This window comes from Megasphaera sp. An286 (genome assembly GCF_002163455.1).
Lineage (GTDB): Bacteria > Bacillota > Negativicutes > Veillonellales > Megasphaeraceae > Megasphaera > Megasphaera stantonii.
On the sequence record NZ_NFIY01000010.1, the window covers coordinates 43,101 to 65,921 of the forward strand.

Genomic DNA, 22,821 nt, shown 5'->3' on the forward strand with positions numbered 1-22,821 from the left:
AAGACTTTCATAACTAAATCACTTACTGGGGGGGTATGAATTTTATAAAGCAATAGCTTTAAATTTGCAGGAATGCTATGTCCTGCTTCATAGAGAAATATATATCAGACAGTGCGGCGTCGTACTGTCTTTTTGTCATGCCTTTTTTCAGACAATGCGATGGAATGCTTTGGACAGAGTATGAGTTTAGAAGTTGCATTATGTGATTTTGGGAAAAGGACGAGATACATATGAAAAAGAAATCGTTGGTAATCAATATTTTACTTGCTCTTTCGGCAACAGCTTTTATGCCCATGGGGGCTTGGGCAGCGGAATCTACTGCGAATTGGCAGGAAGATCCTAATGATGCTACAAAACTTAATATTGAAACTAATAAAGTTGTGCGTCAAGATGATACGTTTGATGGAAAATCATTAAGTGATTATCAGACGGTTGTCATTAACTATACGCCAACAGGAAGTGCAGGAGAAAATCGTGCTTTGGGTGTATATAGTGCACGTTATGATGTTCCGGATACAAAATTTATTATTTATGTAAATGAAAGCGCTGATAAAAACAATAATGATGCGTTGCATCTTACTAATCATTTTGCAGGACTTACTGTGGGAGGTCTTGAGGCATATGTAAAGACAACAAGTTCCGATGTGTTCAATATTAGTAGGGACTGCACTACGGATGCACGTGTAACTGTTTTAGGTGATTTAAAGGCTGTAGTAGAAGATGGTAATGGGATACGAGCTAACGCGTCAGTCATTAATAAGGATGCAACTGCTAGTATTATTGTAGGTAATGTTACGGATATTACAATTAATGCAGATGCAATAAGCTTATGGGAGGCGTTAATGAAAAAGCCAGGCGTATTAAATCCAGCGGCAGTTTGGGCTGGTTCGGATGCGGATATGCGTATATCTGGACAAAAGGCATTGGGGAAAGGACAAGTTACACTAAATGGAGAAACGCGTCTTACCTTGAATGGGGAGGCTAACTGGGGGTTGATGGCCGGGAAAAATGGACGAATTGATGTCAATGATAATTTATTTATAAAATCTGTTGGAGAACGTTCTCATGGCGTTGCCGCAACGGAAACTAATATTTCTTATACTCTTGATCCTTCAGATAATACACATGGCAGTAGCATCATGTTGAATGGCGATACTAATATTATTGATATGGGAGAAAAGACAGGAAGCTATGCTATTTATGCAGAAAAGAAGGATAAGAGTGGAAATGGTAATAGTGTTAAGTCGGGCGATGCCTTTGGTTCTTTATGGGTACGCGGCAATATAGAATCGACCCAAGGTGGAGAAATTGCTTTAACTACAAGAAAATCTATTGATGAAGAAATACTTTCTGATGATTTGGCAGGGAAAAACATTTCTACGTATATTAATGGTTCTCTTATGGCTGTAAAAGAAGGAACCATTTCTTTAAAAACAGAAGGAGCGAATGGTGGAAGTAATGTAATTTATGCTTCTGAAAAATTAGAGGGAACTGACTTATCTAGTAATGCTAAAAAGGTAGTTTCAGCTCTTTATACAAATGGAGGATCAATTGAAATTTCTGGTCTTGAGAACACGATTGCTTCTTCTTATGAAAATATAGAGAATGGAAACGGTGAACGCACTATTTGGGCTGAAAATGGAGGGACAGTTACTATTTTAGGAAAAAGTTCTATTGGTGCAAGTAATGCATTAGTAGAAAATGGAAATACCGGAAATAGCGCTGGACTTGCCGTAGTAGCAGGTACGGAAAGTTGGGGAAGTGGAACTCCCGATTTTGAAATGGATGACACGTTACGCAGCCATGTTAATATCAATTACGCTGGAGAAAGTGCTATTACTGGCGACGTCGTAGCAGGATATGGCGGTAATGTTACGATTAATGCTGATAATACAGCAAGTACTATGAGTACGTTGTCTGCAGGAAACGGTAATTCTCCTGCCTTCATGCATTTTACGGGCAACGCTTTGGCTGGCAACGGCGGCAAACTGACGATGCAATTCGGCGATGGCAGTCAATGGACTGGCCGTGCCGACGACTATCAAGATGCTACCTTAAAATCGGGCAATACGTTCTACGCACCACAATTTAGCAATGAAATTCAAAAAGCCGGAACAGTAGATATTTCTCTGGGAAACCATTCCAGTTGGAATGTGACAGGGCAAAGTTGGGTGACGAGTCTTTCCGGTAATGACAGCATTATTTATATGGACGGCGACGGTACAGGCGGTCATGCGCTGCATGTTGGTACGCTGGAAGGTACGAATACCTTTGTCATGAATGTGCGTCCTGATGCAAGCGGCGACATGTTGTATGTCAAAGACGGAAGTAACGCCGATACGCAGAACCTCATGATTAACAATAGAGACGAAGTATTAGCGAATATGAACGTAGGCGATAAAGTCCGCTTTGCTACTGTAGAAAATGCTGGCCACGGTTTTAAGGAAGGTGAGATTTCCGGCAATACGGCGCAGACTTTTGGACGAAGTGCCCGTATCAGTGACGCCGGCGTATTCAATGTAGATTTTGGCATTGAGTATCATGCATACGATGCAAATGTAACAGGCGATGTAGCCGGCGAAGACGCTAAGACGGCCAACGATGCATATAATGACGGTTCAGATTTTGGTACGGTTAAGCCGGGCAGCGAGTATGTAGAAGAAAATTATGGACAGGGAGAACATGCGCAAAATGCCTATCTTGTCCGTAATAACGTAACTAAAGAAAATGTTTCTGACGCCGGCAAGACCGTCGTAGCTATGTCGCGAATTAACTACTCCAACGCTATCTATATGGACCGTCTGAACAAGCGCATGGGGGAAGCTCGCTACATCGACGGCGACGAAGGGCTTTGGGTTCGTATGCGTCATGACCGCATCGGCAAGTCCGACGCCTTCCGCAGCATGAATACCATGATGGAACTGGGCTATGATACGCGTGTCAAGGACCGCGAAGACGGCGAACACCGTCAGGGCGTGGCGATCGACTACATGCGCGGCACGGCGGACTACAAGAACGTAGCCGGTGAAGGCGACGTACGCCGCGGCGGCATCTGGTTCTACGACACGTGGCTGGGCAATAAGGGCCATTATACGGACTACGTCTTGAAGTTTGGCAGACTGTCCAACGATTTCGAGCTGTACACGAGAACCCTCGGTGAAAAAGTTACCGGCGACTACAGCAACTTCGTCTACTCGGCTAGCGCTGAATATGGCCGCAAGAAAGACCTGGGCAATAACTGGTACATCGAACCCCAGGCTCAGATCCAGTACGCTCACGTCACCGATGCTGACTACACGACGAGCCAGGATACGCACGTCCAGCTCGACGCCATCGACAGTTTGATTGGCCGCGTCGGCTTCCGCCTCGGTAAGGACGTCGGCGAAAAGAGCACCTTCTACATCAAGGCCGACGTGCTCCATGAATTCCTCGGCGATCAGGACATTGAAGCCCGCGACGCCACAGGCCTCCTCAGCACGACCTATGAAAACGAAGGCACGTGGTATGACATCGGCCTCGGCTTCTCCCACCAGTTCAGCAAGGGCACCTATATGTACCTGGACATGGAAAAATCCATCGGCAACGACAATGAAGACACGTACCAGTTCAACTTTGGCATGAACTGGAAGGTCTAAGGAGCAGTGGAACGGGAAGCGAAATGCCCGGTCTGCGGCAAGGTCTTTACGGCGCACCGCGCGACGGAGCGGTACTGCAGTGCGTCCTGCCGGCGCTACGCCTACCGCCATCGGGACGAAGCGCCGCCGTCTCAGCGAGCCGGAGGAAAGGTGCTGCGCTCCTTCCGCTGCATCCGCTGCGGCAAGTGGGTCGTCGTGACGCAAGGGGCGGATAAGCGGAGAAAATTCTGCTCGCCCCATTGCGAGCGGCTGTACTGGAAGCATTCCAAAAACGTGGAGTCCCAGCCCGTACAGCACGCCTTCCGCTGCCGGAACTGCGGCGTCCTCGTGGAAATACGGGACGCTAAGGACAGGCGGACGGCTTTCTGCAGCGCCGATTGCCGCAAGCAATGGTTTTCCTTGCATAGAAACAGATAATATACGACGAGAGCCGGAACATCTATGCGATGCCCGGCTCTTGTTATTTATGATATGAAATATACTTGACGCTGAGTGCGTCATCCAGTACAATAAAGGTGAAGAAATAAGGTGCTGCGCCGACAAACGGTTAGCCCCTCTAATTAACGAACAAAGATAGCCGCCAAGTAGAAGTGGAGCTCTAGTGGGCGGCTATTTTTGTTTATGCGATATAAGATAGAACAATACTATCAGTAAGACTATGGATGAATCATATGTTTGCTGAATCAGCATACGCCTTGACGGCTCGGAAGGGGTATGCTATGATGAACATGAAAACAAGGTGCTGCACCGACAAACGGTTAGCCCCTATATGTTAAGCAACAAAGATAGTCGCAACAGTTGGGCGCTGGCGGCTATTTTTGTTTGTGCGAAATGAGATAGAACAATACTATCAGTAACACTAAGGTAGCATTGATAGAATCCATACGCATCACCCCGCTTCCGGGGCCTGATTACCGCCTGCCGTTTGGTGTACGCAGCACCTCTTGGGATAGTGTACACGATGGACTGCGGTGTGTCAATGGACAAATAGACCGTATGTTTGCTAATTTGATATACCATACGCATGAATAAAAGGAGCCTCTGTCAGAGAGACTCCTTTTTTGCTGTGTACAAATATTATTCGTTCGGCGTCAGGGCCTTGCCCGGTTTGACGAAGATCCAGGCGACGATGGCTACGATGCCGAAGAGAGACGTGGCGATGAAGGCGTCGTTCCAGCCGTAGTTGGTGACGAAGTAGGCTGTGACGATGGGGGCGAGGACGCCGCCGATGTTGCCCCAGAGGTTCATCCAGCCCGATACGGAGCCGGTGTATTTGCCGCCCAGGGAGATAACCGTGGCCCAGCTGGCGCTCATGGAGAAGCCTAATGCGCCGAGAGAGACGGTCATCCAGAAGATGTTCATTTCGGCACTCGGCGTATGTGCGGCGACGTACAGGCCGATAGAGGTGACGGCGACGCCGGCCATAGCCGTGAAGGTACGCATGGTGTACTGCCGTTCGCTGTTTTTGCCGTTGGCCATTTTATCGGAAATATAACCGGCGACGAAGACCATGGCCATGAGGGCGATCCACGGGAAGGAAGCCCAGATGCCCATAGCTTTCAGGGACAGGTTGTGCACTTCCGTCAGGTACAGGGGCAGCCAGGCCAGGAAGACGTACATGATGTAGTCGACGACCATGAACTGAATGCCGACGGCCCAGAACTGGGACGAGCGGAGGAATTTGCTCCACGGGGCGACGCTTTTCTTTTCACTGGCAGCGGCGCGGCCTTCGGTGATATGAGCGTATTCGGCTTCGTTGACGTAGGGGCTGTGAGCCGGGTTATCGTGGGCGTATTTGTGCCATACCCAGGCCAGGACGATGCCGACGAGGCCGAAGATGATGAATACGGCATGCCAGCCCATGGCGGCCATGAGGGCGACCGTAATGGCCGGGCCGACGACGGGGCCGAAGAAGGTGCCCATGAGGATGGACGAGCTGGCCTTGCCCTTTTCACGGGTATTGAACCAGCTGAAGGTCGCTGCTCCCAAGGCCGGGAAGACCGGGCCTTCGCCCATGCCGAAGAGCAGGCGGACGGCGGCGAAGCTGACCTTGCCTTTGGCAAAGGCTGTCAGAGCCGTGAAGATAGACCACCAGAGAATGGCCAGGGCGCCGGTGCGGCGCAGGCCCAGCTTTTCGGCGAGCATGCCGCCGGGAACCTGCATGAGTGCGTAGCCTGCGAAGAAACACGTCTGAATGAAGCCCATATCAATTTTTGTAAAACCGAATTCTTGCATGATGACAGGTGTCGCTACGGATAAATTGACGCGGTCCATGTAAGCTACAAAGCTGATTAAAAAGATAAGAAAGGCGATTTTCCAGCGGAAATTCGTCCTTGCCGGCGCAGCTGCCGCGGCGGTTTGTTGTCTTTCCATTGCATTTTCCATACGATACTCCCCCTTGATAGATCATTTCCTCAAACTGCCATGTATACGAAAAGCCCCTGCCGTCTCGACGATGGAGACGGCAGGGGCGAAGGCTCGCGGTACCACCCTGCTTTATCACTTAGGGCCCGAAGGCTGTCCTTAACGCTGACATACGGCTGCGCCTCCCGTGCAGGACGCTCGGCGCGGCAGCTCGCAGGCGATGTCGAAGCAGGTCTGTTTCTGGTCCGGCTCTCACCGCTGCCGGATTCTCTGTAGGAAAGGGAAACCTGTTCTTTACCTGGTCATGGCCTGTATAGGCTCCGCATATATGCGGGGCGTTTTGAGGTGTTGAACTTATTATCCATGGATACAGGCCGTTTGTCAAGAGGATTTTTTAGGGAATTACCAGGTTAAACGTTATAATATTTGAGTTAAACGTTAAAATTTTTAAGCTTTATTCGTAGCGCAGGGCTTCGATGGGGTCGAGGCGAGCTGCTTTGCGGGCCGGGTAAATGCCGAAGAACAGGCCGATGCCGACGGAAAAGCCAAAGGAAATGACGATAGGAGCGGCTGTGATGACCGTCGTAAACAGGCCGAGCTCGGCGATGCCCATAGCCAGGCCGACGCCGCAGGCAACGCCTAAGAGGCCGCCGATGACGCCGATGACGACTGACTCGATGAGAAACTGCATCATGATGTTGCGGAAGGTCGCTCCGAGGGCCTTGCGGATGCCGATTTCCCGCGTCCGTTCCGTGACGGATACCATCATGATATTCATGATACCGATGCCGCCGACGATGAGGGAAATGGCGGCGATGCTGCCGAGGAACAAGGTAAGCATCGTCGTCGTGTCGTTCATTGTTTCCATGAGGCTGGTCAGGTTGCGGACGGTGAAGTCGTCTTCCTTATCGCCGACGATGTGATGGCGCTGGCGGAGGAGAGATTCGACCTGGCCCTGTACGTATTCGATGCGGTCGGCGCTCGACACTTGGATGTTGATAGAGCGGATGTACGTAATGCCCATGAGGCGTTCCTGAGCCGTCGTCAGGGGGATGATGACGATGTCGTCCTGGTCGCTGCCCATAGACGACTGGCCCTTGCTTTCGAGGACGCCGACGACCTTATAGGGCTGGCCGTTGATGCGGATGTTCTTGCCGACGGGGTTCTGGGCGTCGAAGAGGTTGGCAGCGACGGTTGTGCCGATGACGGCGATGCGGTTGCGCGAGTTGACGTCAGCCTGAGTGATGAAGGAGCCCGTCGATACGGACAGGTCGCGAATCTGCAGGTATTCCGGCGTGACGCCGTAGACCGACGAGTTCCAGTTCTGGTTGCCGTTGACGATTTGATACGAGCTGTTGACTGTCGGCGATACGTAGTCGATGTTCTTTATCTTTTTCTTAATGGCTTCGGCGTCTTCCAGCTTCAGACGCTGGCTGGAGCCGGCTGCCGAACGGACGCCGCCCTGGTTCGTCGAGCCCGGCGTGACGATGAGCATGTTGCTGCCCAGGCTGGCGATGGAGTCGGTGACGTTCTGGCGGACGCCCATGCCGATGGAAATCATGGCGATGACGGCGCCGACGCCGATGATGATGCCCAGCATGGTGAGGATAGAGCGGAGCTTGTTGGACAGAAGGGCCGTAATGGCGATCTGCACGCTTTCTTTAAACAACATCCATGACGACCCCCTTTCCTTCGTCCCGCGTAATCAGGCCGTCGCACATGAGGAGCTGGCGGCTGGCGCAGGCGGCGATTTCCGGCTCGTGGGTGACGAGGATGACCGTCTTATGGTCTTCGTGGAGGGATTCGAAAATCGCCATGATTTCCTTTGTCGACTTCGTGTCGAGGTTCCCCGTCGGTTCGTCGGCCATGATGATGCTCGGCTCGTTGACCAGTGCCCTGGCAATGGCTACGCGCTGGCGCTGGCCGCCGGACAGCTCGTTGGGCTTGTGGTGGGCCCACGTAGCCAGTCCTACGGCTTCGAGCTTTTTCATAGCCCGCTGGGTCCGTTCCTTATGGCCGACGCCGGCGTAGACTAAGGGCAGGGCGACGTTTTCCAGCGCTGTAATGCGCGACAGGAGGTTAAAGTTCTGGAAGACGAAGCCGATGCGCTGGTTCCGCGTGACGGCCAGCTCGTCGTCGCTCAGGTGGGCAACTTCCTTGCCGCTGAGCTTGTACGACCCTTCCGTGGGCCTGTCGAGGCAGCCGAGGATATTCATGAGCGTCGATTTCCCTGAGCCGGACGGGCCCATAAGGGCGGCGAATTCGCCTTCCTTGATGGTTAGGGTAATGCCGGCCAGAGCAGCGAAATCCTCTCCGCCGATATGATATATTTTTTTAATATCTTTTAATTCGATTACGTTTTCCATAGGTTTCTCCCTTGCGAGGATGCTACATGCGAGGCGGCGGTCCTTGACGCTGGTTTTTATTCTGGGAGCTCGTCGCCTTGGCGGCCGTGTAGGTAATGGAAATCTTGTCGCCTACGTCGAGGCCCGACAGGATTTCTACGAATTCATCGCTGTAAATGCCTGTCGTAACCGGTACCTGTTCGGTATGGCCGGCGCTGTTGACGCGCAGGACGTAGGAGCCCTTGTCGTTGGTCTTGAGGGCTGCAATGGGGACGACCATGGCGTTTTCCTTTTCCGACGTATTGATGTCTACGCGGGCCGTCATGCCGATGCGCAGCTCGTCGTTCGGGTCGTCTACGTCAAGGGTGACGTAGTAATAAATGACGCTGCCCGACGAAGACGAGGACGATGTGGTGCTGGATGTGCCCGTCGTGTTCCACGTATTGCTCGTGTCGGTCTGGGAAATCTTCGATACGCGGGCTGTAAAGGTCTTATCCATATAGGTATCGACGGTGAAGGTTGCCGTCTGGCCTACCTGGATCTGGCCGATATCCGTTTCGTCGATTTTGGCTAAAATCTGCTTCTGCGACGTGTCGGCAATGTACATGATGACCGTCGGGTTGTTGTTGCCCTGTACGGCCATGGTGCCGACGCTCTTCGGTTCGCCGACGACGATGCCGTCCATCGGGGCGGTGATGACCGTTTCAGCTACGTCTGATTCGGCTTCATTGAGCTGGCTGACAGCCGTATCGTAGTTGAATTCGGCGTTGTCCAAGGCCTGCTTCGTATCGGCTCCGACTGCGTACAGCTCCTTGGCACGGTTATATTCTCGCAGCGTATTGGTAACGCGGAACTGGGCCTGGTCGCGCTGGGCCTGATAGTCCTTTCCGTCGAGGATAGCGACAGTTTGGCCGGCTGTGACATGGTCATTTTCTTTGACCAGTATCTGACTGATACGGGCCGTGATCTTCGGCGATACTTCAACGGAATTAACCGGCTTGATCGTACCTGTCGCCGAGACTGTAGACTTCAAGTTCATGCGGACGACTTTTGCCGTTTCTACTGCCGCGGCCTGAGCTTCGGCCTGCTTGGTCTGATAGTATTGGTAGCCGCCGAACGCGCAGGCTGCGATGACGACGGCGGCGACAGCCATTTTTACCTTCTTGTTGATATTCATAGTAAATCTCCCCTGCGAATTCATTTTCTTGCTTATACAAAGTATATCATGACAGTAAAGAAAATAAGAGGCAAAATGACGATTTTAGTCGAAACTGTAACAATTCGCCTAAAATTGTAGGGAAATTGCTATAAAAAAAGGGGAATTTGCCAAGAGACGGCGGCTGCAAAGGAGGCGCTGCTTTTAGATTTGCATTGACAATGTATATCAATATAAACCTGTTATTCTAAGACGTAAAAAACGAAGCAATGCGCCTGTTGGATAAGAAACACACCGCCCTGAGATAGGACGGCGTCGGTTGCTGGAAATCATGGTTCCGGCAAGGGCGAGTAGTGGGCGTGGACGATTTTCCAGCCGTTGTCTTCACGAATTAAGACCTGCGGTTCCCGTCCCTCATATGGACGGCAGAGCCGTCTTCGCGGGCTGTGGCATAAAAATCCCATTCGAATTCAAGGACGGCCGTGTCGCCGTACTGGGCGCAGCACAGGGGCTTAGGGATTAACTCGCGTTTAGAAAAACGAGCGTCCATCGTGTCCAAGTAAAAATGCTGCGCGACCTCGGAAAAGGAATGGTCGCAGCCTGACGGGTGAATAAAGAATATGGCTCCGTCCTGATTCCAAAGGGATTTGTACAAGTCGATATGGCAGGTATTCACAGAACGGGCATAGGTTTGGACGAATGTTTCCATATCTTGCATAAACGCAGAGTCTTACATGACGATTCCTCCTGACAGCCAGCATTGTCGTTACGGGAATATAGTACTAGATGAAGCGGCTGTTGGCAATGAATCGGAGATAGTAGTCTGAATGGACAAATGGCTCGTGATTATAGATAAAAGATGCTGATACATATTCCGAAAAAGAATTAATAATTAGCAAAAATAATTCCGGAAAAGCATTGACTAAGAGCCCGATTTGATTTATAGTATGGTCAGCAGGCGAGATGAAATGGTGATGCCTGCAGGGAGGGATGCTATGATGAAGCGATTTTCTTTTGACCAGATGATCAATGTCATGGTACCGCTGCCGTTCAGCGGAGAAGCAAACGGCGAAGGCATTTACTGCCGCGGCGAAGATTTAGCCGCTTCTATCGGAGCGCAGCCTGTGCGCGACGGAGAACCGGTTCGCCAGATGGAAAGCCGTCAGTTTGATTTGACCGGCGTCTTTTGCCAGTACTGCTTTAACTAATTATGCTGCTTGTCCATACCATTTTTATCACATAAATCTTTCTATACTCTCTTTCGCGCCCTCGCCTCGTGCGGGGGCGTCTCCTTTTACGGAACCCCCGGCGGCTGCCGGCCTTATGCCTGCTGTCCGCCGGGGTTCTTTCTTAGTCGTCTATGTCGATGCGTTCGCTTTTGAAGATAACCGGCCGCGTGTTGTCGCTGCATCAGGTAATTCTTATCTTCTCGTCATAACCTGCCGCGTATGATAGAGCCGCCCTGCAAGGCTGCGCAGGCGCAGCGGCTGACGCAGTCCCACGCTTCGGGACAGAAGTTGCCGTCCATCATGTGTCAGAAATCGTCGCGCTCGCCGTTTTGTTCTAACACAAAGGTGTCGCCGCCCTTAAAGCAGGGGCAGGGCGCGGAGTTTCGGTACAGGCTATGGCGGCAAGGAACACGAAGGGGCAGTATCTCCGTATTGACAAACGGGCCAGAGTATACTATACTGCATTTTAGTTGAAATTTCAATCAAAAAAAACAAAAAGGAGGCTTGCCGATGGAATCGCTGGAGTGCGACTTGCTGCGCCATATTGGGACGCTGAGCCGGTGCATCCATTCGATTATGGATGAGAAATTCAAAGCCTACGGATTTCAGCGGGGACAATTTATTTTCTTTACCCGCATCTGCGAAACGCCGGGCCTGACGCTGACCGACCTGACGCTGCAGTGCGCCGTCGACAAGGCGACGACGACCAAGGCTGTCGATAAGCTGGCCGCCGCCGGCTATGTGGAAAAACGGCGCGACAGCCGGGATGGCCGGGCATGGAACGTATACCCTGCGGAAAAGGGACTGGCTATATACGATGCGTTTATTGCCGAAGAAAACCGGCAGGCCGCGGCCTGTCTGGCCGGACTGAGCGATGAAGACAAGGCGGCGGCTCTGCGGCTGGCCGCCGTCATGAGCCGGAACGCCGCCGACGAGTGGAACCGGATGAAACGATAAGAAGGAAGACGGATGGAATGATTACATTTCGCATGGCAACGACAGAAGATATACAGGGGGGCATGGCCTTAATAGATCAGGCTAAGGCCTTTTTGAAGAACAAGGGCGTCGACCAGTGGCAGGACGGCTATCCGGAAGAACAGGATATTGCCGGCGATATTGCTGCGGAAAAGGGCTATGTCCTGACCGACGGCGACGATATGATCGCCTATTGCTGCATTGATTTCGGCGGCGAACCAGCTTATGAGGGCTTAAAAGGTCAATGGCTGGCCGACGGGCCGTACGTCGTCATTCACCGTATGGCCGTCAGCGACGCCTATAAAGGGAAAGGATTGGCAAAGCGTCTTTTTGCTGAAGCCGAAGCGATGGCAGCGGCCAAGGGCGTATATTCCGTCCGCGTGGATACAGATGAAGACAACGCGATTATGCGGGGCATTATTGCTGCGATGGGATTTACATACTGTGGGACGATTTGGTTTGCGAACAGCACGAAGATTGCTTTTCAAAAGGTGTTGCCGACGACAATATAGGAAATATGCAAACGGGCTGCCTAGGGGCAGCCCGTTTATACTATTACAGGGATTTTCCTAATTCTCTTGCTTCTTGGAGTTGTGCCGGCTTGTCGATGATGTCACCGGCAGCCATATTGCCGCCAGCGTAGACGATGCCGAGATTATTCCAGCCTAAATGATGGAGCAGGCCTTCATAAGCTGCTTTGACGGGAGCAAAATTATCTTCTGTATCGCCTTCGGCTGCCATAAGGAGAATGCAATCCTTTATAGGATTGGCATAGTTCGGATTTAATTCGGCGACGGCAAACAGGCGGTCAAAAGCACATTTTAGCTGGCCGCTGAATCCCCAGTAATACATGGGTGAAGCGAGGACAAGGATGTCGGCTGCGATATATGCAGGATAAATCTTGGACATGTCATCTTGCTGTACACAGGGATTGGCTGTGTCTGTACCGCCTCGGCAGCAGCCTAGACAGCCGTGGATATTCATGGTTTGCAAATCAAAACAGACGACGTCACAGCCAGCTTCTTTGGCGCCGTCTGTAAAGTGCTTAATGAGTTCTTTCGTATTGCCGTTTGCGCGAGGGCTTCCATTTAATATACAGATTTTTTTTTGCATTATAAAACGCCTCCTTTATTTGTATGGTATAATTATAGCAATATATATAGATAGAATGAAGTACGCACAAATATGTTAGATACTAACTAAAAGGAGAGCGTATATGATTGTAAATTATATAGAAAAAGCTAATTTTGAAGATACGGGGTTCAGCTATACGTTGTCGTTGATCAGCGGCAAATATAAAATGGTAATCTTATATTGCCTCATGGAATTCCATGTTGTCCGGTACAATGAATTAAAACGATATATCAAGACAATTTCTCATAAAACACTGAGCAATGCATTGAAGGAACTCGAAAAGGACGGCCTTATCATTCGTACAGAATACCCCCAGATACCGCCGAAAGTTGAATATCGCCTGTCGAATACAGGCCTGTCGCTAATGAATATTTTAGATCAGCTTTGCATTTGGGGAGACGCTCATAAACCCAAGACGGAAAAGGCAGACGTGTAACGGGCCGGTCAGATGCGCTGCGCGGCGTATGGCAGCTTTGGTCTTAGCGATGCAGTGTTTTGTAGTATTCGCCCCATTCAGCCATCGCTTTTAAAATAGGGCTCAGGCTTCGACCTAAATCGGTCAGGCTGTATTCGACGCGAGGCGGTACCTCTGCATATACTTTTCGGCTGACCAGACCTTTTGCTTCCATGTCGCGGAGCTGAGCTGTCAAGACTTTTTGTGACACGGAGCCAATGGATTTTTTTAGTTCGCCGAAACGCTTGGTTCCGGGCAAGAGGTCACGAAGGATGAGAACTTTCCATTTGTCGCCGATCAGCATAAGCGTCGTTTCGACAGGGCAGGCTGGCAGTTGTTTTATCGGTTCCATAAAAAGGCCTCCTATTCCATAGTTTCTATTAGGTAACTACAGCACAAAAAAGTGCTTACTTTACAATATATCTCTATGGAATTATTATAATCTTGCAAGCGGAAAGTTGCAATTTTTAAGATGTGCATAGGCAGGAGGTCTTTTACGATGAAGAAAGTCATTGCGTTTTTACAGGAAAACCCCGTACAGTATTTAGCGACTATTGGCCGCGACGGTAAGGCGAAATGCCGTCCCTTTATGTTTGCCGGCGAGATGGACGGAAAGCTGTGGTTCTGCACGAACAGCACAAAGGACGTGTACAAGGATATGCAGGTCAACCCCTATGTGGAGCTGTCCGTTTCCAGCCCGTCGTACGCCTGGATTCGCCTGAGCGGCAAGGCCGTATTTGAAAACAACATGGCGGCGAAGGAAATGTGCATGGCAAATCCCATCGTCAAGGGGCAGTACGGCGACGCGTCCAATCCGATTTTCGAAGTCTTTTATCTGGCCGAAGCCCGTGCAGTCATCGCCGATTTTTTCGGCAACCCGCCTCAGGAATACGCCCTGTAAGGGTTGGCAGTATTGCAGCACATGCGTTTTATAAAATATAATACTTTGTTATAAAAAACGGCTCGCAGCAGGAATGTCCCTCCTGCCTTCGAGCCGGTTTTGTTTGGGAAAAATAAATGGACGCAGTTATGTAATCGTACCCCTCGAATAGAGTATAATAGAACTATCTTGATACTCAGGAGGGATAGATGATGAAGACGATAGGATTTATAGGCGTAGGGATTATGGGCAAGCCCATGGCCCGGAACTTGATGAAGCGGGGATTTTCCTTGAGGGTGTTTGCCCGGATGGAAGCAAAGGCGGCGGATCTCGTCGCCGAAGGGGCTGTATTCTGCCCGACTATCGGCCAGTGCGTGCAGGGCTGCGACGCCGTCATTACGATGGTCGGCTTTCCCAAGGACGTAGAGGAAGTCTATTTCGGCGCAGGTAATATTTTTGATAGCGCCGCATCGGGGACGTATCTCATCGACATGACGACGACGAGCCCGACTTTGGCCGAAAGGATATATGCCGAGGGGAAGCAGCGGGGATTTCATGTCATCGACGCGCCTGTTACCGGCGGAGACACGGGTGCCATTAACGGTACCTTGTCTATCTTGGTTGGCGGAGACGAAGATGATTTCAAGGCCTGCCGGCCCTTGTTTGAAGCCATGGGTACGAATATTAATTATCAGGGGAAGGCCGGCAGCGGCCAGCACGCCAAGATGGCCAATCAAATCATGATTGCCGGCGCCTTGTCGGGTGTGTGTGAAGCTCTGGCCTACGCGAAGGCCAAGGGCCTCGACTTGGATGTGTTCCTGCGCTCCGTCGCGACAGGAGCCGCCGGCAGCGCCCAGCTCAACGCCTTCGGCGAAAAAATCGTCTGCGGCGACTATCGTCCGGGATTTTACATCAAGCACTTTATCAAGGATATGACCCTGGCAAAGAGCGAAGCCGAAGGGGAAGGCCTTCATCTGGATATGCTGCGCCAGGTCCTGGCGAATTACGAAGCCCTGACGGCAGAAGACGGGGCGAACGGCGAGCTGGGAACGCAGGGCTTAATCAAGTATTATCAGAAATAAAGGGGGACTGGCTGTGGCTTATACGATACGAAAGGGAACGATGGCCGATGTGCCGGCTGTCGCGGCGGTGTACGACGCCCTGCTGCAGTATGAGGGAGAGCACGGCACGGCGACGGGCTGGCAGGCAGGCGTGTATCCCACGGCTGCCGTTGCGGAAGGGGCGGCCGTCCAGGGAACGCTGTTTGTATTGGAAGAAGACGGGGCCGTCGGAGCGGCGATGATACTCAACCAGGTGCAGGCGCTGGAGTACGCCGCAGCCTCATGGCTGTACGACGCGCTGCCAGAACAGGTATTAGTCCTTCATACGCTGTGCATCGCGCCGAGAGTGGCCCGCCGGGGGTATGGACGGGCTATGGTGCAGTATGCCGAAGACTGGGCTGTCGGCACAGGCTGCGCCGTTATGCGCCTCGATACGTGGAGGCATAACAGGCCGGCCCGCAGCTTGTACGAGTCTCTGGGGTACCGTCTGGCCGGGGCGTCGCCGGCCAAGCTGAACGGCCTGATTCCGCTGGAGCTGGTCTTTTATGAAAAGGCGGTCGGCAGGCTATGATGGAGATAGGCAGTACGGCCCTGTCCTTGCTGCTGTGCGGCATCGGCGGCGTATTCGTCGGCTTCATCGACTCCATTGCCGGCGGCGGAGGCCTCGTATCCCTGCCCATGTTGCTGGCTATGGGGCTGCCGCCCAACCTGGCTATCGGCACGAATAAACTAGCCGCGGCCTGCGGCAATGTGGTCAGCTCGATTCAATTTATCCGGGCCGGCAAGACGAAGCTGTCCTTGGCTTGGCGCATGATTCCCCTGGCTCTGGCCGGTTCGGCTGCCGGCAGCGCCTTCATGATCTATCTTCCTGAAGACGTGCTGCGGCCCCTGCTTCTCGCCGTGCTGGCGGCGACGGCGGCCGTCGTGTTTTTCAAACGCGACATCGGGAGGAACAGCGCGTCAGAACCGGCGAAGGTATTTTCCGCCAAGATACTGGCGGCGTCCTTTGCTATTGGTGCCTACGACGGCTTTGCCGGCCCCGGCGCGGGGACCTTTATGGTCATCGTCTTTGCCATGGTAGGCTTTGATTTCGTCGTCGCCGCCGGCAACGCCAAGATATTGGCCGTTGGGACGAACTGCACGTCCTTGCTGCTGTTCATCATGTGGGACCAAATCCTGTACGAATACGCCGTCGTTCTGGCGGCCGGACTGATGATCGGCGCTTATTTCGGCTCCCGCACGGCCATACGGCGCGGCGCGCCGTTTATCCGCTTCGTCATGATGGCCGTGACCATCGCCTTGCTCGGCAAGCTGCTGCTGGAATATGGCCAGGCTTATTTGCTGTAGTCCTGTTCCGTATCATATGACGAATTTTCATCGCTTATCTGAATAAATTAACTTTACAAGGGCCAAACCCTGTAGTATGTTAAGTTTATAAAGAAATATGCGGCGCTGTGGAAAACAAAACAGCGTCGGACGGTGAAGGAGAGTGGTTCATATGGTACGATTGGCAAAGCGGATGGAAACGATGGAAGGCTCGGCGAGGATTGTGCGCCATTTATTCAGCGCCATGACCGATCCGGAGATAATTTCCTTCGGCGGCGGCGCGCCGGCTATGGAGGCCCTGCCCGTCGATATCGTGCGGGAGATTGCAAACGACGTGCTGACGAGGGACAAGCGCGGCCTGGAAGCGCTGCAGTACAACAATCCCATCGGCTTGAAGGATTTGCGCGACGTCGTGGCCCGTATCCTCCTGGAACCGAAGAGCGTCCATGCCGAAGCGGACGATATCATGATCGTCAACGGCGGCTTGGAAACGATGAACCTTCTCTGTCAGGTCGTCATCGATCCGGGCGACGTCATCCTCGTCGAATCGCCGTCCTTTGTCCACTGCATCGAGATTTTTGAAATGTTTCAGGCCCACTGCGTCGCCGTGGAAACGGACGAAGACGGCATCGTGCCCGACGACGCGGAGCGGAAAATGAAGGAATACCATCCCAAGATGGTCTACGTCATTCCGACCTTCCACAACCCGACGGGCAAGACGCTGACGAGGGAGCGGCGGCAGCGGCTGGCCGAGCTGGGCAGCCAGTACGACGTGCTCATCCTGGAAGACGACCCGTACCGGGACCTGCGCTACAGCGGCGAAGAGCTGCCGCCTATCAAGGTATTCGATAAGACGGGCCATACGGTCCTGGCCAACAGCTTTTCCAAGATTTTCTCGCCAGGGTCGCGCCTGGGCTACGTCGTGGCGGCTCCGCCGATCATGGAGCGGCTCCTCGACGCCAAGACGGCGACGAACTCCCATACGTCGGCCCTGGCCCAGGTACTGTGCGCCGAGTTTTTCAAGCGGGGCTATTTCGACGAGCACTTGAAGAAAATCCGGGCGATTTACCGGGAGCGGCGCGACGTCATGATCGACAGCATCGACACCTACCTGCCGAAGGGGACGAAGCGCGTCTTCCCTGACGGCGGCCTGTTTACCTGGGTCGAGCTGCCCGGCGACATCAATACGACGGAGCTGCTCCAGGAAGCGGCGGCCTATAAGGTGGCCTTCATCGCCGGCGAAGGATTTTTCGTCGAAGGAGGCGGCAAGGGGCGCAACTGCATGCGCATCAGCTTCGGCAACGTGCCGCCGGAAAAAATCCGCATCGGCATGGAACGATTGGGACGGCTCATCGCGTCTAAAATGAAATAGGATATGATAATACCCCCTGTCTCGGCGGCGTGCCGAAGCAGGGGGTATGTGCGTGTTACGTGCGGCGTATGTGAAGGACGACGATTTCCGGCCGGGGGCCGGTGCGGAAGGGCGTGCCCCAGAAGCCGTAGCCGCTGGTGACGACGGCCAGGAGCCGGCCGAAGCGGCGCGCGCCGTAGCACAGGGTGTACATGCGGCGGGTGACGACGTTTTCCGGGAAAAACTGGCCGCCGTGGGTATGGCCGGCCAGGTACAGGTCGTATCCTTGCCGTGCCGCCGGGACCATGCGCAGCGGCTCGTGGTCGACGGCGATGTTGAAGGCCGTGGCGTCGGCGGCGGGCATGGCGTGGTTTGGATAGTGGATATAGTCGCGCATGCCCGTCAGGACGATGTTCCGGCCTATAGGGCTTTGCTCGTCAGCGAGAAAGCGGACAGCCGGCAGCAGGCGGGCCAGCTCGCCGACGTCGCTGTCGAAGTAGTCGTGATTGCCGTAGACGGCGTAGACGCCTAAGGGTGCGTGCAGGCCGTTTATGTACGTATAGCTTCCGTCGCGGCGGACGAAGTCCAAATGGGCGTCGATGAGGTCGCCGCCGAATAGAATGGCGTCGGCATGGACCGACTGGATGCGGCGCACCATGTTCTTGACGAACCAATGGCTCAGCAAGGGGCTGAAATGGGTGTCTGACAAGAAAGCGATCGTCGTGTCGGCTTCCACTTTGTCGGTTTCGACGGAAATATGGCGGTATACCGGCACGAGAGCCCGGTACGAGCCGACGACGAGTATCATGAGGATGCAGGCCCGTATGTACGCCGACAAGCGGGGGCCGACGGCCTGCCAGTCAAAGCCAGCGGCGGCGCAGAGCAGCCAGGCCAGGCCATACACGACGGCGCCCATAAAGGAATAGATCGTAAAGATAAGCCAGTAGCCGCCGGCCCAGGCGAAGACCTTGGCCAGCCAGAGCGGCACGGCGTGAATGGCGTTGTGGGCTAAGGAAAAGAAGAAGGGCGCAATACAGAATAGGAGAAATGCCGGCAGCGTGTCCAGCCAGGGCACAGACGCGCAGTACATGTGCCAGGCGGAGACGCTGCCGACGAGTGATAGAACGCCGATTTTCCAGAAAAAGGCGGTGCGGTTGAACATAAGACGATCCTCCTGTATGATAGTCTCGCCTTTATGATACCCTTTTCCGCCGTCCCTTTCAACGTAGTGTACGCTCCAAGGGCTTATACCCAGCCCATGAGCTGGAGGAAGTTCCAAAACAGCTTGGCCCCGTAGAAGGCGATGACGGCGCCGCAGACGACGTTGACGATCCGCAGGGCTTTGGCGTTGAATTTATGGCTGTACAGGGAAATGAAGAAGGTCAGGCCGAAGAACCAGAGAAAGGACGCCGATACGACGCCGGCCATAAAGGGCGTGGCCTGGCTCATGGACAAGGTGACGTGGAAGGCGCCGAGCATCATCGTGCCGTCTAAGATGGCCTGCGGGTTACACCAGGTGACGACGCAGGCCTTGGAAATCGTCTTGCCCAGGGGCATGGTGCGGCCGGACTGCGATACGTCGTCCTGGCGGGAGCGGATGAGATTGACGCCGATGGACATGACGATGAGGCTGCCGATGCAGAGGATGAGGGCCTGGAGCCATTCGTAGCGGTCCATGAGGGCGCCGACGCCGTAAAAGCAAGAAATCGACAGGGTCGCGTCGAAGAATAAGACGATGAGAGCTGTAAGCAGGGCCCGGCGGCGCGACGACGTCAGGGCGGCGTTGATGACGAACAGATTTTGCATGCCAATGGGGGCTACATAGGCCAATCCCATGGTCAGCCCTTGTAAAAAGAACTGCATACATATTCCTCCTTAAACCGGCCGAATCAGCGGCGGCATATAGTATTTCGCAGCGGTTATAGTGTATAATAACAGCATCGTTATCGTATCTGCTATTAGTATATCAAACCGGCTTCGCCTTTCAATGAGCCAAACCGGCAAAATTGAAGTGAGCCAAAAAAGGAGGACATCATGTATCGTATCCAGCCAGTACAGATCGACTGGAAACCAGACAAATCCGGCCCCGACGCCGTCTATGCCCAAATCGTCCGCTTCGTCTGCCAGAAGGTAGAGACGGGAGAATGGCCTGTCGGCACGCGCCTGCCGTCCCACCGGGAGCTGGCCCGCCTATTCGGCGTCAACCGCGGCACTATCGGGAAAGCTCTGGACATGCTGAATTCATACGGACTGATCAAGGGCAACAGGGGCAACGGCACGGCCATTGCCAGCAATACCTGGTCGGTGCTGCTGCCCCATCAGGCCGACTGGGGCAGCTACGTGTCGGCAGGCTATTTCCAGGCCAATAAGACCGTCGTGCAGGAGATTAACCGGTTGGAATTTTCTCCGCAGATGGTGCGCCTCGGCACGGGCGAACTCGACCCGCGCCTCTTTCCGGCCGACATGATGAAGGAGGCATTGTCGCGCGTCGCATCATCGATAGAGTCCCTAGGCTATCCGGAGCCGCTGGGATTGGAGCGCCTGCGCAAGGCCGTGTCTCGCCATCTGGAGAAAATCGGCATCATCGCCCCGCCGTCGTCTATCCTCATCACGTCGGGAGCCTTGCAAGCCCTGCAGCTCATCTCGGCCAGCCTCCTCGAAGGCGGCTCCGTCGTGTATACAGAGCGGCCGACGTATTTGAATTCCCTCCGCGTCTTTCAGTCGGCAGGGCTGCGCCTGACCGGCGTGGCCATGGACGCCCAGGGTATCAGCATGGCGTCGCTGCAGAACATCGTGCCCCTGTCGTCAGCGAAAACCGACGCCGTGCTGTACACCATCCCGACGAATCACAATCCGACGGGACGCACGATGACGGCAGACCGCCGCTATGCCCTCTTGAAATTCTGCGCCAACCGCCGCCTGCCGATTATCGAAGACGGCGCCTATCAGGATCTGTCCTTTGACGCCGCCCCGCCGCCGCTGAAAGCCATCGACAAGATCGGCACGGTCATCTACCTGGGCAGCGCTTCGAAATCCCTAGCCCCGGGCCTGCGCATCGGCTGGCTCGTCGGCCCGGAGCCCGTCGTCCAGCGATTAGGCGACGTGAAGATGCAGGTCGATTACGGCGCGAGCTCCCTGTCGCAGATGGTCATGGCCGAATTTCTCGAAAGCGGCATGTACGACGAGTACAACGTCTTTTTGCGGAACGAACTGCGCCGCCGCCGCGACGCGGCCCTCGACGTGCTGAACAAGCGCTTCCGCAGCATCGCCTCGTGGCAGGTCCCCGACGGGGGCTTCTACATCTGGCTGACCTTAAAGGAGACGATTCACATGGAATTCATCTTCCGGGCCGCCGCCAAGGAGGGCATCCTCATCAACCCCGGCAACATCTACGACTTCCGCCGCAATAACTCCCTGCGCCTGTCGTATTCCTATACGACGCCGGAAGAATTCAGGGATGCGGCCCTGAAGCTGGCTGATATTATTGAGACGACACGACAAAGTTAAACGACATTTATTAGGTGCCTTGTTATATTGTCATTGCTCAAGCAAATGGAGATGAGCGGATGTCAAAGGAGGAAAGCAAATGAAACCATGGATGAGAATTTTTTTTGGCATTACGCTGACTTTATTTTTATTGGGAGGCGTACCGCAATATGCGGCGGCAGACACATGGGATGAAGACAATGCGCTGCGAACAGCTTCGGCAGCTCAGGTCATTCAGGGCGACTGGTATAATCTGCAGGGAGAACGAGTTTTGCAGGTAGATAAACAGTCCGTTAATACGTGTCCTATTATCAACATAACCAAGACAGTATGGATGGTAGGGCATTTTGAGATGACTATTCTTGAGAAAGATGGAGAGAGAAAACTCAATATCGGTGATCGGTATATCAGGAATGGATGCATTTATTATCAGGGTATGCCGCTGCGGAAAGATAACAAAGCGAGACATTTTGAAACTGTCGGCGGAGTAGGATTGATGATGTCGGTAAAAGAAGTAATCGACGTATTAGGAGTTCCTGACACGGTGACTGGGTCGTCCTATAAAGGTTTTACTTGGCGTTATCATGAGAAAGGGCTTAAAATTACTTTTAATCCGGCGGCGGTTAGTGTTGTTACAGCCATTACATTATTAAAAGATAGCCCATTGCGTTTTGAAACGAGCGGATTAAATTGTAAGAGTTCTCTCAAAGATTTTTCTTTAAAATATGGAATAGGAAATATTATCGTTGGCCCGGACGGGACGTTTGGAAGTATCATGTATCCTATTCATGATGTGAAAACCGATAAAGGGACAGAAGAAGGCCTTGTATTTAAGGGAAAAGCCGATGCTATTGAGGAAATTGAATTATTTGCTTTATAATGGCAAGGCTTTCCTTTTACAGAGAGCAATAAAAAATCCCTTATATAGGCGGAATTTTAGCCATATAAGGGATTTTTATTATAACTAGATTGTATTATAAAAACGGCGTGCCGTAGCAGAACATGAAATAGGCATTGCCGATGGAGATAAAAGAACCGACGAAAGGTGAACGTTTGGCCGGATCCGGAATTTGGCGATTGATATAGTCGGATAATTCCGGACAGTTGACGGCGATGCTTCGTGTGTCCGTATTGTAATGGTATGTCGCTTCATAGACTGCCGTCGTGTCGGCATCGGCGTTATGAATGATTATTTCCCCTTTGATGCTATAGTGTGGCGGGTCTTGTTGGATGACCACTGGCGAAAGTGTATTTATGTATACGGACATGGGTGAATCGGCCGTTTCTATTATTTTTACGTAGTTAGATTGCGTTAAATTTATGGCGAAACTTGTATGGTGTATTGGATATAATAGACTTATTGCCAAGCATATAATAGTAAAACAACGTTTTATCATAATGAATCATTCCCTTTCTATCTTTGGT

The 22,821-nt window shown here is 52.8% G+C and carries 23 protein-coding genes; 13 read left to right on the forward strand and 10 right to left on the reverse strand.

Annotation, left to right across the window (positions count from 1 at the left end):
* The first annotated feature begins 230 nt into the window (after positions 1-230).
* On the forward strand, positions 231-3,635 hold the full coding sequence (locus B5F80_RS06140) for an autotransporter outer membrane beta-barrel domain-containing protein (protein WP_087477943.1): 3,405 nt from the start codon (positions 231-233) through the stop codon (positions 3,633-3,635).
* Positions 3,636-3,641: 6 nt separating this feature from the next.
* Entirely contained in the window at positions 3,642-4,052 is a 411-nt protein-coding gene (locus B5F80_RS06145) for a hypothetical protein (RefSeq protein WP_087477944.1), read from the forward strand.
* Positions 4,053-4,712: 660 nt separating this feature from the next.
* On the opposite strand, the gene B5F80_RS06155 is transcribed toward B5F80_RS06145, so the two are convergent.
* The 5 genes from B5F80_RS06155 to B5F80_RS06175 form a co-directional block, all read right to left on the reverse strand.
* Positions 4,713-6,020: an MFS transporter gene (locus B5F80_RS06155; protein ID WP_087477946.1), complete on the reverse strand. Its 1,308-nt coding sequence runs from the start codon at positions 6,018-6,020 to the stop codon at positions 4,713-4,715.
* Positions 6,021-6,453: 433 nt separating this feature from the next.
* Positions 6,454-7,671 carry an ABC transporter permease gene (locus B5F80_RS06160; RefSeq protein ID WP_087477947.1) on the reverse strand — a complete coding sequence of 406 codons (1,218 nt, stop codon included), beginning with the start codon at positions 7,669-7,671 and terminating at the stop codon, positions 6,454-6,456.
* On the reverse strand, positions 7,661-8,365 hold the full coding sequence (locus B5F80_RS06165; protein WP_087477948.1) for an ABC transporter ATP-binding protein: 705 nt from the start codon (positions 8,363-8,365) through the stop codon (positions 7,661-7,663). The genes B5F80_RS06160 and B5F80_RS06165 overlap by 11 nt, the downstream gene beginning before the upstream one ends.
* A gap of 22 nt (positions 8,366-8,387) precedes the next feature.
* Positions 8,388-9,521 carry an efflux RND transporter periplasmic adaptor subunit gene (locus tag B5F80_RS06170; protein WP_087477949.1) on the reverse strand — a complete coding sequence of 378 codons (1,134 nt, stop codon included), beginning with the start codon at positions 9,519-9,521 and terminating at the stop codon, positions 8,388-8,390.
* A 370-nt stretch (positions 9,522-9,891) separates the two neighbouring features.
* Positions 9,892-10,218: a DUF4440 domain-containing protein gene (locus tag B5F80_RS06175; RefSeq protein ID WP_087477950.1), complete on the reverse strand. Its 327-nt coding sequence runs from the start codon at positions 10,216-10,218 to the stop codon at positions 9,892-9,894.
* Between the two features lie 277 nt (positions 10,219-10,495).
* Between B5F80_RS06175 and B5F80_RS06180 the strand changes: the two genes are divergently transcribed.
* The 3 genes from B5F80_RS06180 to B5F80_RS06190 all read left to right on the forward strand — a co-directional run bounded on the left by B5F80_RS06180 (position 10,496) and on the right by B5F80_RS06190 (position 12,216).
* A complete protein-coding gene (locus tag B5F80_RS06180) occupies positions 10,496-10,708 on the forward strand; it encodes a hypothetical protein (RefSeq protein WP_087477951.1) in 213 nt (70 codons plus the stop codon).
* Between the two features lie 531 nt (positions 10,709-11,239).
* The gene (locus tag B5F80_RS06185) at positions 11,240-11,686 is read left to right on the forward strand and encodes a MarR family transcriptional regulator (RefSeq protein ID WP_087477952.1); all 447 of its coding nucleotides are present in this window, start codon (positions 11,240-11,242) and stop codon (positions 11,684-11,686) included.
* 17 nt (positions 11,687-11,703) lie between these two features.
* Positions 11,704-12,216, forward strand: a complete 513-nt coding sequence (locus tag B5F80_RS06190) for a GNAT family N-acetyltransferase (RefSeq protein ID WP_087477953.1) — start codon at positions 11,704-11,706, stop codon at positions 12,214-12,216.
* A gap of 43 nt (positions 12,217-12,259) precedes the next feature.
* Here B5F80_RS06190 and B5F80_RS06195 read toward each other — a convergent pair whose 3' ends face one another.
* Positions 12,260-12,817 (reverse strand): flavodoxin family protein, encoded by a 558-nt coding sequence (locus B5F80_RS06195; protein WP_087477954.1) that lies wholly within the window; start codon positions 12,815-12,817, stop codon positions 12,260-12,262.
* Positions 12,818-12,920: 103 nt separating this feature from the next.
* Here B5F80_RS06195 and B5F80_RS06200 point away from each other — a divergent pair, with 103 nt between their 5' ends.
* Entirely contained in the window at positions 12,921-13,274 is a 354-nt protein-coding gene (locus B5F80_RS06200) for a helix-turn-helix domain-containing protein (RefSeq protein WP_087477955.1), read from the forward strand.
* Between the two features lie 43 nt (positions 13,275-13,317).
* Here the strand turns inward: B5F80_RS06200 and B5F80_RS06205 are convergent, their stop codons facing one another.
* Positions 13,318-13,644, reverse strand: coding sequence for a helix-turn-helix domain-containing protein (locus tag B5F80_RS06205; protein WP_087477956.1), 327 nt, complete (start codon positions 13,642-13,644; stop codon positions 13,318-13,320).
* Between the two features lie 147 nt (positions 13,645-13,791).
* Here B5F80_RS06205 and B5F80_RS06210 point away from each other — a divergent pair, with 147 nt between their 5' ends.
* The 5 genes from B5F80_RS06210 to B5F80_RS06230 all read left to right on the forward strand — a co-directional run bounded on the left by B5F80_RS06210 (position 13,792) and on the right by B5F80_RS06230 (position 17,931).
* Positions 13,792-14,193, forward strand: a complete 402-nt coding sequence (locus B5F80_RS06210) for a pyridoxamine 5'-phosphate oxidase family protein (RefSeq protein WP_087477957.1) — start codon at positions 13,792-13,794, stop codon at positions 14,191-14,193.
* A 188-nt stretch (positions 14,194-14,381) separates the two neighbouring features.
* On the forward strand, positions 14,382-15,254 hold the full coding sequence (locus tag B5F80_RS06215; RefSeq protein WP_204246353.1) for an NAD(P)-dependent oxidoreductase: 873 nt from the start codon (positions 14,382-14,384) through the stop codon (positions 15,252-15,254).
* A 13-nt stretch (positions 15,255-15,267) separates the two neighbouring features.
* Positions 15,268-15,804, forward strand: a complete 537-nt coding sequence (locus B5F80_RS06220; protein ID WP_204246354.1) for a GNAT family N-acetyltransferase — start codon at positions 15,268-15,270, stop codon at positions 15,802-15,804.
* A complete protein-coding gene (locus B5F80_RS06225) occupies positions 15,801-16,580 on the forward strand; it encodes a TSUP family transporter (RefSeq protein ID WP_087477959.1) in 780 nt (259 codons plus the stop codon). Before B5F80_RS06220 ends, B5F80_RS06225 begins: the two co-directional genes overlap by 4 nt.
* Positions 16,581-16,731: 151 nt before the next feature.
* Entirely contained in the window at positions 16,732-17,931 is a 1,200-nt protein-coding gene (locus B5F80_RS06230; protein WP_087477960.1) for a PLP-dependent aminotransferase family protein, read from the forward strand.
* 55 nt (positions 17,932-17,986) lie between these two features.
* Here B5F80_RS06230 and B5F80_RS06235 read toward each other — a convergent pair whose 3' ends face one another.
* Both B5F80_RS06235 and B5F80_RS06240 read right to left on the reverse strand, forming a co-directional pair.
* Complete coding sequence (locus tag B5F80_RS06235; protein WP_087477961.1) at positions 17,987-19,072, reverse strand: metallophosphoesterase; 1,086 nt, start codon at positions 19,070-19,072, stop codon at positions 17,987-17,989.
* Positions 19,073-19,155: 83 nt separating this feature from the next.
* Positions 19,156-19,773 carry a LysE family transporter gene (locus B5F80_RS06240; protein ID WP_087477962.1) on the reverse strand — a complete coding sequence of 206 codons (618 nt, stop codon included), beginning with the start codon at positions 19,771-19,773 and terminating at the stop codon, positions 19,156-19,158.
* 171 nt (positions 19,774-19,944) lie between these two features.
* Between B5F80_RS06240 and B5F80_RS06245 the strand changes: the two genes are divergently transcribed.
* Both B5F80_RS06245 and B5F80_RS06250 read left to right on the forward strand, forming a co-directional pair.
* Positions 19,945-21,417 carry a PLP-dependent aminotransferase family protein gene (locus B5F80_RS06245; protein ID WP_087477963.1) on the forward strand — a complete coding sequence of 491 codons (1,473 nt, stop codon included), beginning with the start codon at positions 19,945-19,947 and terminating at the stop codon, positions 21,415-21,417.
* Positions 21,418-21,496: 79 nt separating this feature from the next.
* Complete coding sequence (locus B5F80_RS06250; RefSeq protein WP_087477964.1) at positions 21,497-22,276, forward strand: hypothetical protein; 780 nt, start codon at positions 21,497-21,499, stop codon at positions 22,274-22,276.
* Between the two features lie 94 nt (positions 22,277-22,370).
* On the opposite strand, the gene B5F80_RS11195 is transcribed toward B5F80_RS06250, so the two are convergent.
* On the reverse strand, positions 22,371-22,634 hold the full coding sequence (locus tag B5F80_RS11195; protein WP_143747166.1) for a hypothetical protein: 264 nt from the start codon (positions 22,632-22,634) through the stop codon (positions 22,371-22,373).
* Between the last annotated feature and the right edge of the window lie 187 nt (positions 22,635-22,821).

Coding starts and splice junctions, on each gene's coding strand:
- B5F80_RS06140 (WP_087477943.1), top strand. CDS start 231: ATGAAAAAGAAATCGTTGGTAATCAATATTTTACTTGCTCTTTCGGCA.
- B5F80_RS06155 (WP_087477946.1), bottom strand. CDS start 6,020: ATGGAAAATGCAATGGAAAGACAACAAACCGCCGCGGCAGCTGCGCCG.
- B5F80_RS06160 (WP_087477947.1), bottom strand. CDS start 7,671: ATGTTGTTTAAAGAAAGCGTGCAGATCGCCATTACGGCCCTTCTGTCC.
- B5F80_RS06165 (WP_087477948.1), bottom strand. CDS start 8,365: ATGGAAAACGTAATCGAATTAAAAGATATTAAAAAAATATATCATATC.
- B5F80_RS06170 (WP_087477949.1), bottom strand. CDS start 9,521: ATGAATATCAACAAGAAGGTAAAAATGGCTGTCGCCGCCGTCGTCATC.
- B5F80_RS06175 (WP_087477950.1), bottom strand. CDS start 10,218: ATGCAAGATATGGAAACATTCGTCCAAACCTATGCCCGTTCTGTGAAT.
- B5F80_RS06180 (WP_087477951.1), top strand. CDS start 10,496: ATGATGAAGCGATTTTCTTTTGACCAGATGATCAATGTCATGGTACCG.
- B5F80_RS06185 (WP_087477952.1), top strand. CDS start 11,240: ATGGAATCGCTGGAGTGCGACTTGCTGCGCCATATTGGGACGCTGAGC.
- B5F80_RS06190 (WP_087477953.1), top strand. CDS start 11,704: ATGATTACATTTCGCATGGCAACGACAGAAGATATACAGGGGGGCATG.
- B5F80_RS06195 (WP_087477954.1), bottom strand. CDS start 12,817: ATGCAAAAAAAAATCTGTATATTAAATGGAAGCCCTCGCGCAAACGGC.
- B5F80_RS06200 (WP_087477955.1), top strand. CDS start 12,921: ATGATTGTAAATTATATAGAAAAAGCTAATTTTGAAGATACGGGGTTC.
- B5F80_RS06205 (WP_087477956.1), bottom strand. CDS start 13,644: ATGGAACCGATAAAACAACTGCCAGCCTGCCCTGTCGAAACGACGCTT.
- B5F80_RS06210 (WP_087477957.1), top strand. CDS start 13,792: ATGAAGAAAGTCATTGCGTTTTTACAGGAAAACCCCGTACAGTATTTA.
- B5F80_RS06215 (WP_204246353.1), top strand. CDS start 14,382: ATGATGAAGACGATAGGATTTATAGGCGTAGGGATTATGGGCAAGCCC.
- B5F80_RS06225 (WP_087477959.1), top strand. CDS start 15,801: ATGATGGAGATAGGCAGTACGGCCCTGTCCTTGCTGCTGTGCGGCATC.
- B5F80_RS06230 (WP_087477960.1), top strand. CDS start 16,732: ATGGTACGATTGGCAAAGCGGATGGAAACGATGGAAGGCTCGGCGAGG.
- B5F80_RS06235 (WP_087477961.1), bottom strand. CDS start 19,072: ATGTTCAACCGCACCGCCTTTTTCTGGAAAATCGGCGTTCTATCACTC.
- B5F80_RS06240 (WP_087477962.1), bottom strand. CDS start 19,773: ATGCAGTTCTTTTTACAAGGGCTGACCATGGGATTGGCCTATGTAGCC.
- B5F80_RS06245 (WP_087477963.1), top strand. CDS start 19,945: ATGTATCGTATCCAGCCAGTACAGATCGACTGGAAACCAGACAAATCC.
- B5F80_RS06250 (WP_087477964.1), top strand. CDS start 21,497: ATGAAACCATGGATGAGAATTTTTTTTGGCATTACGCTGACTTTATTT.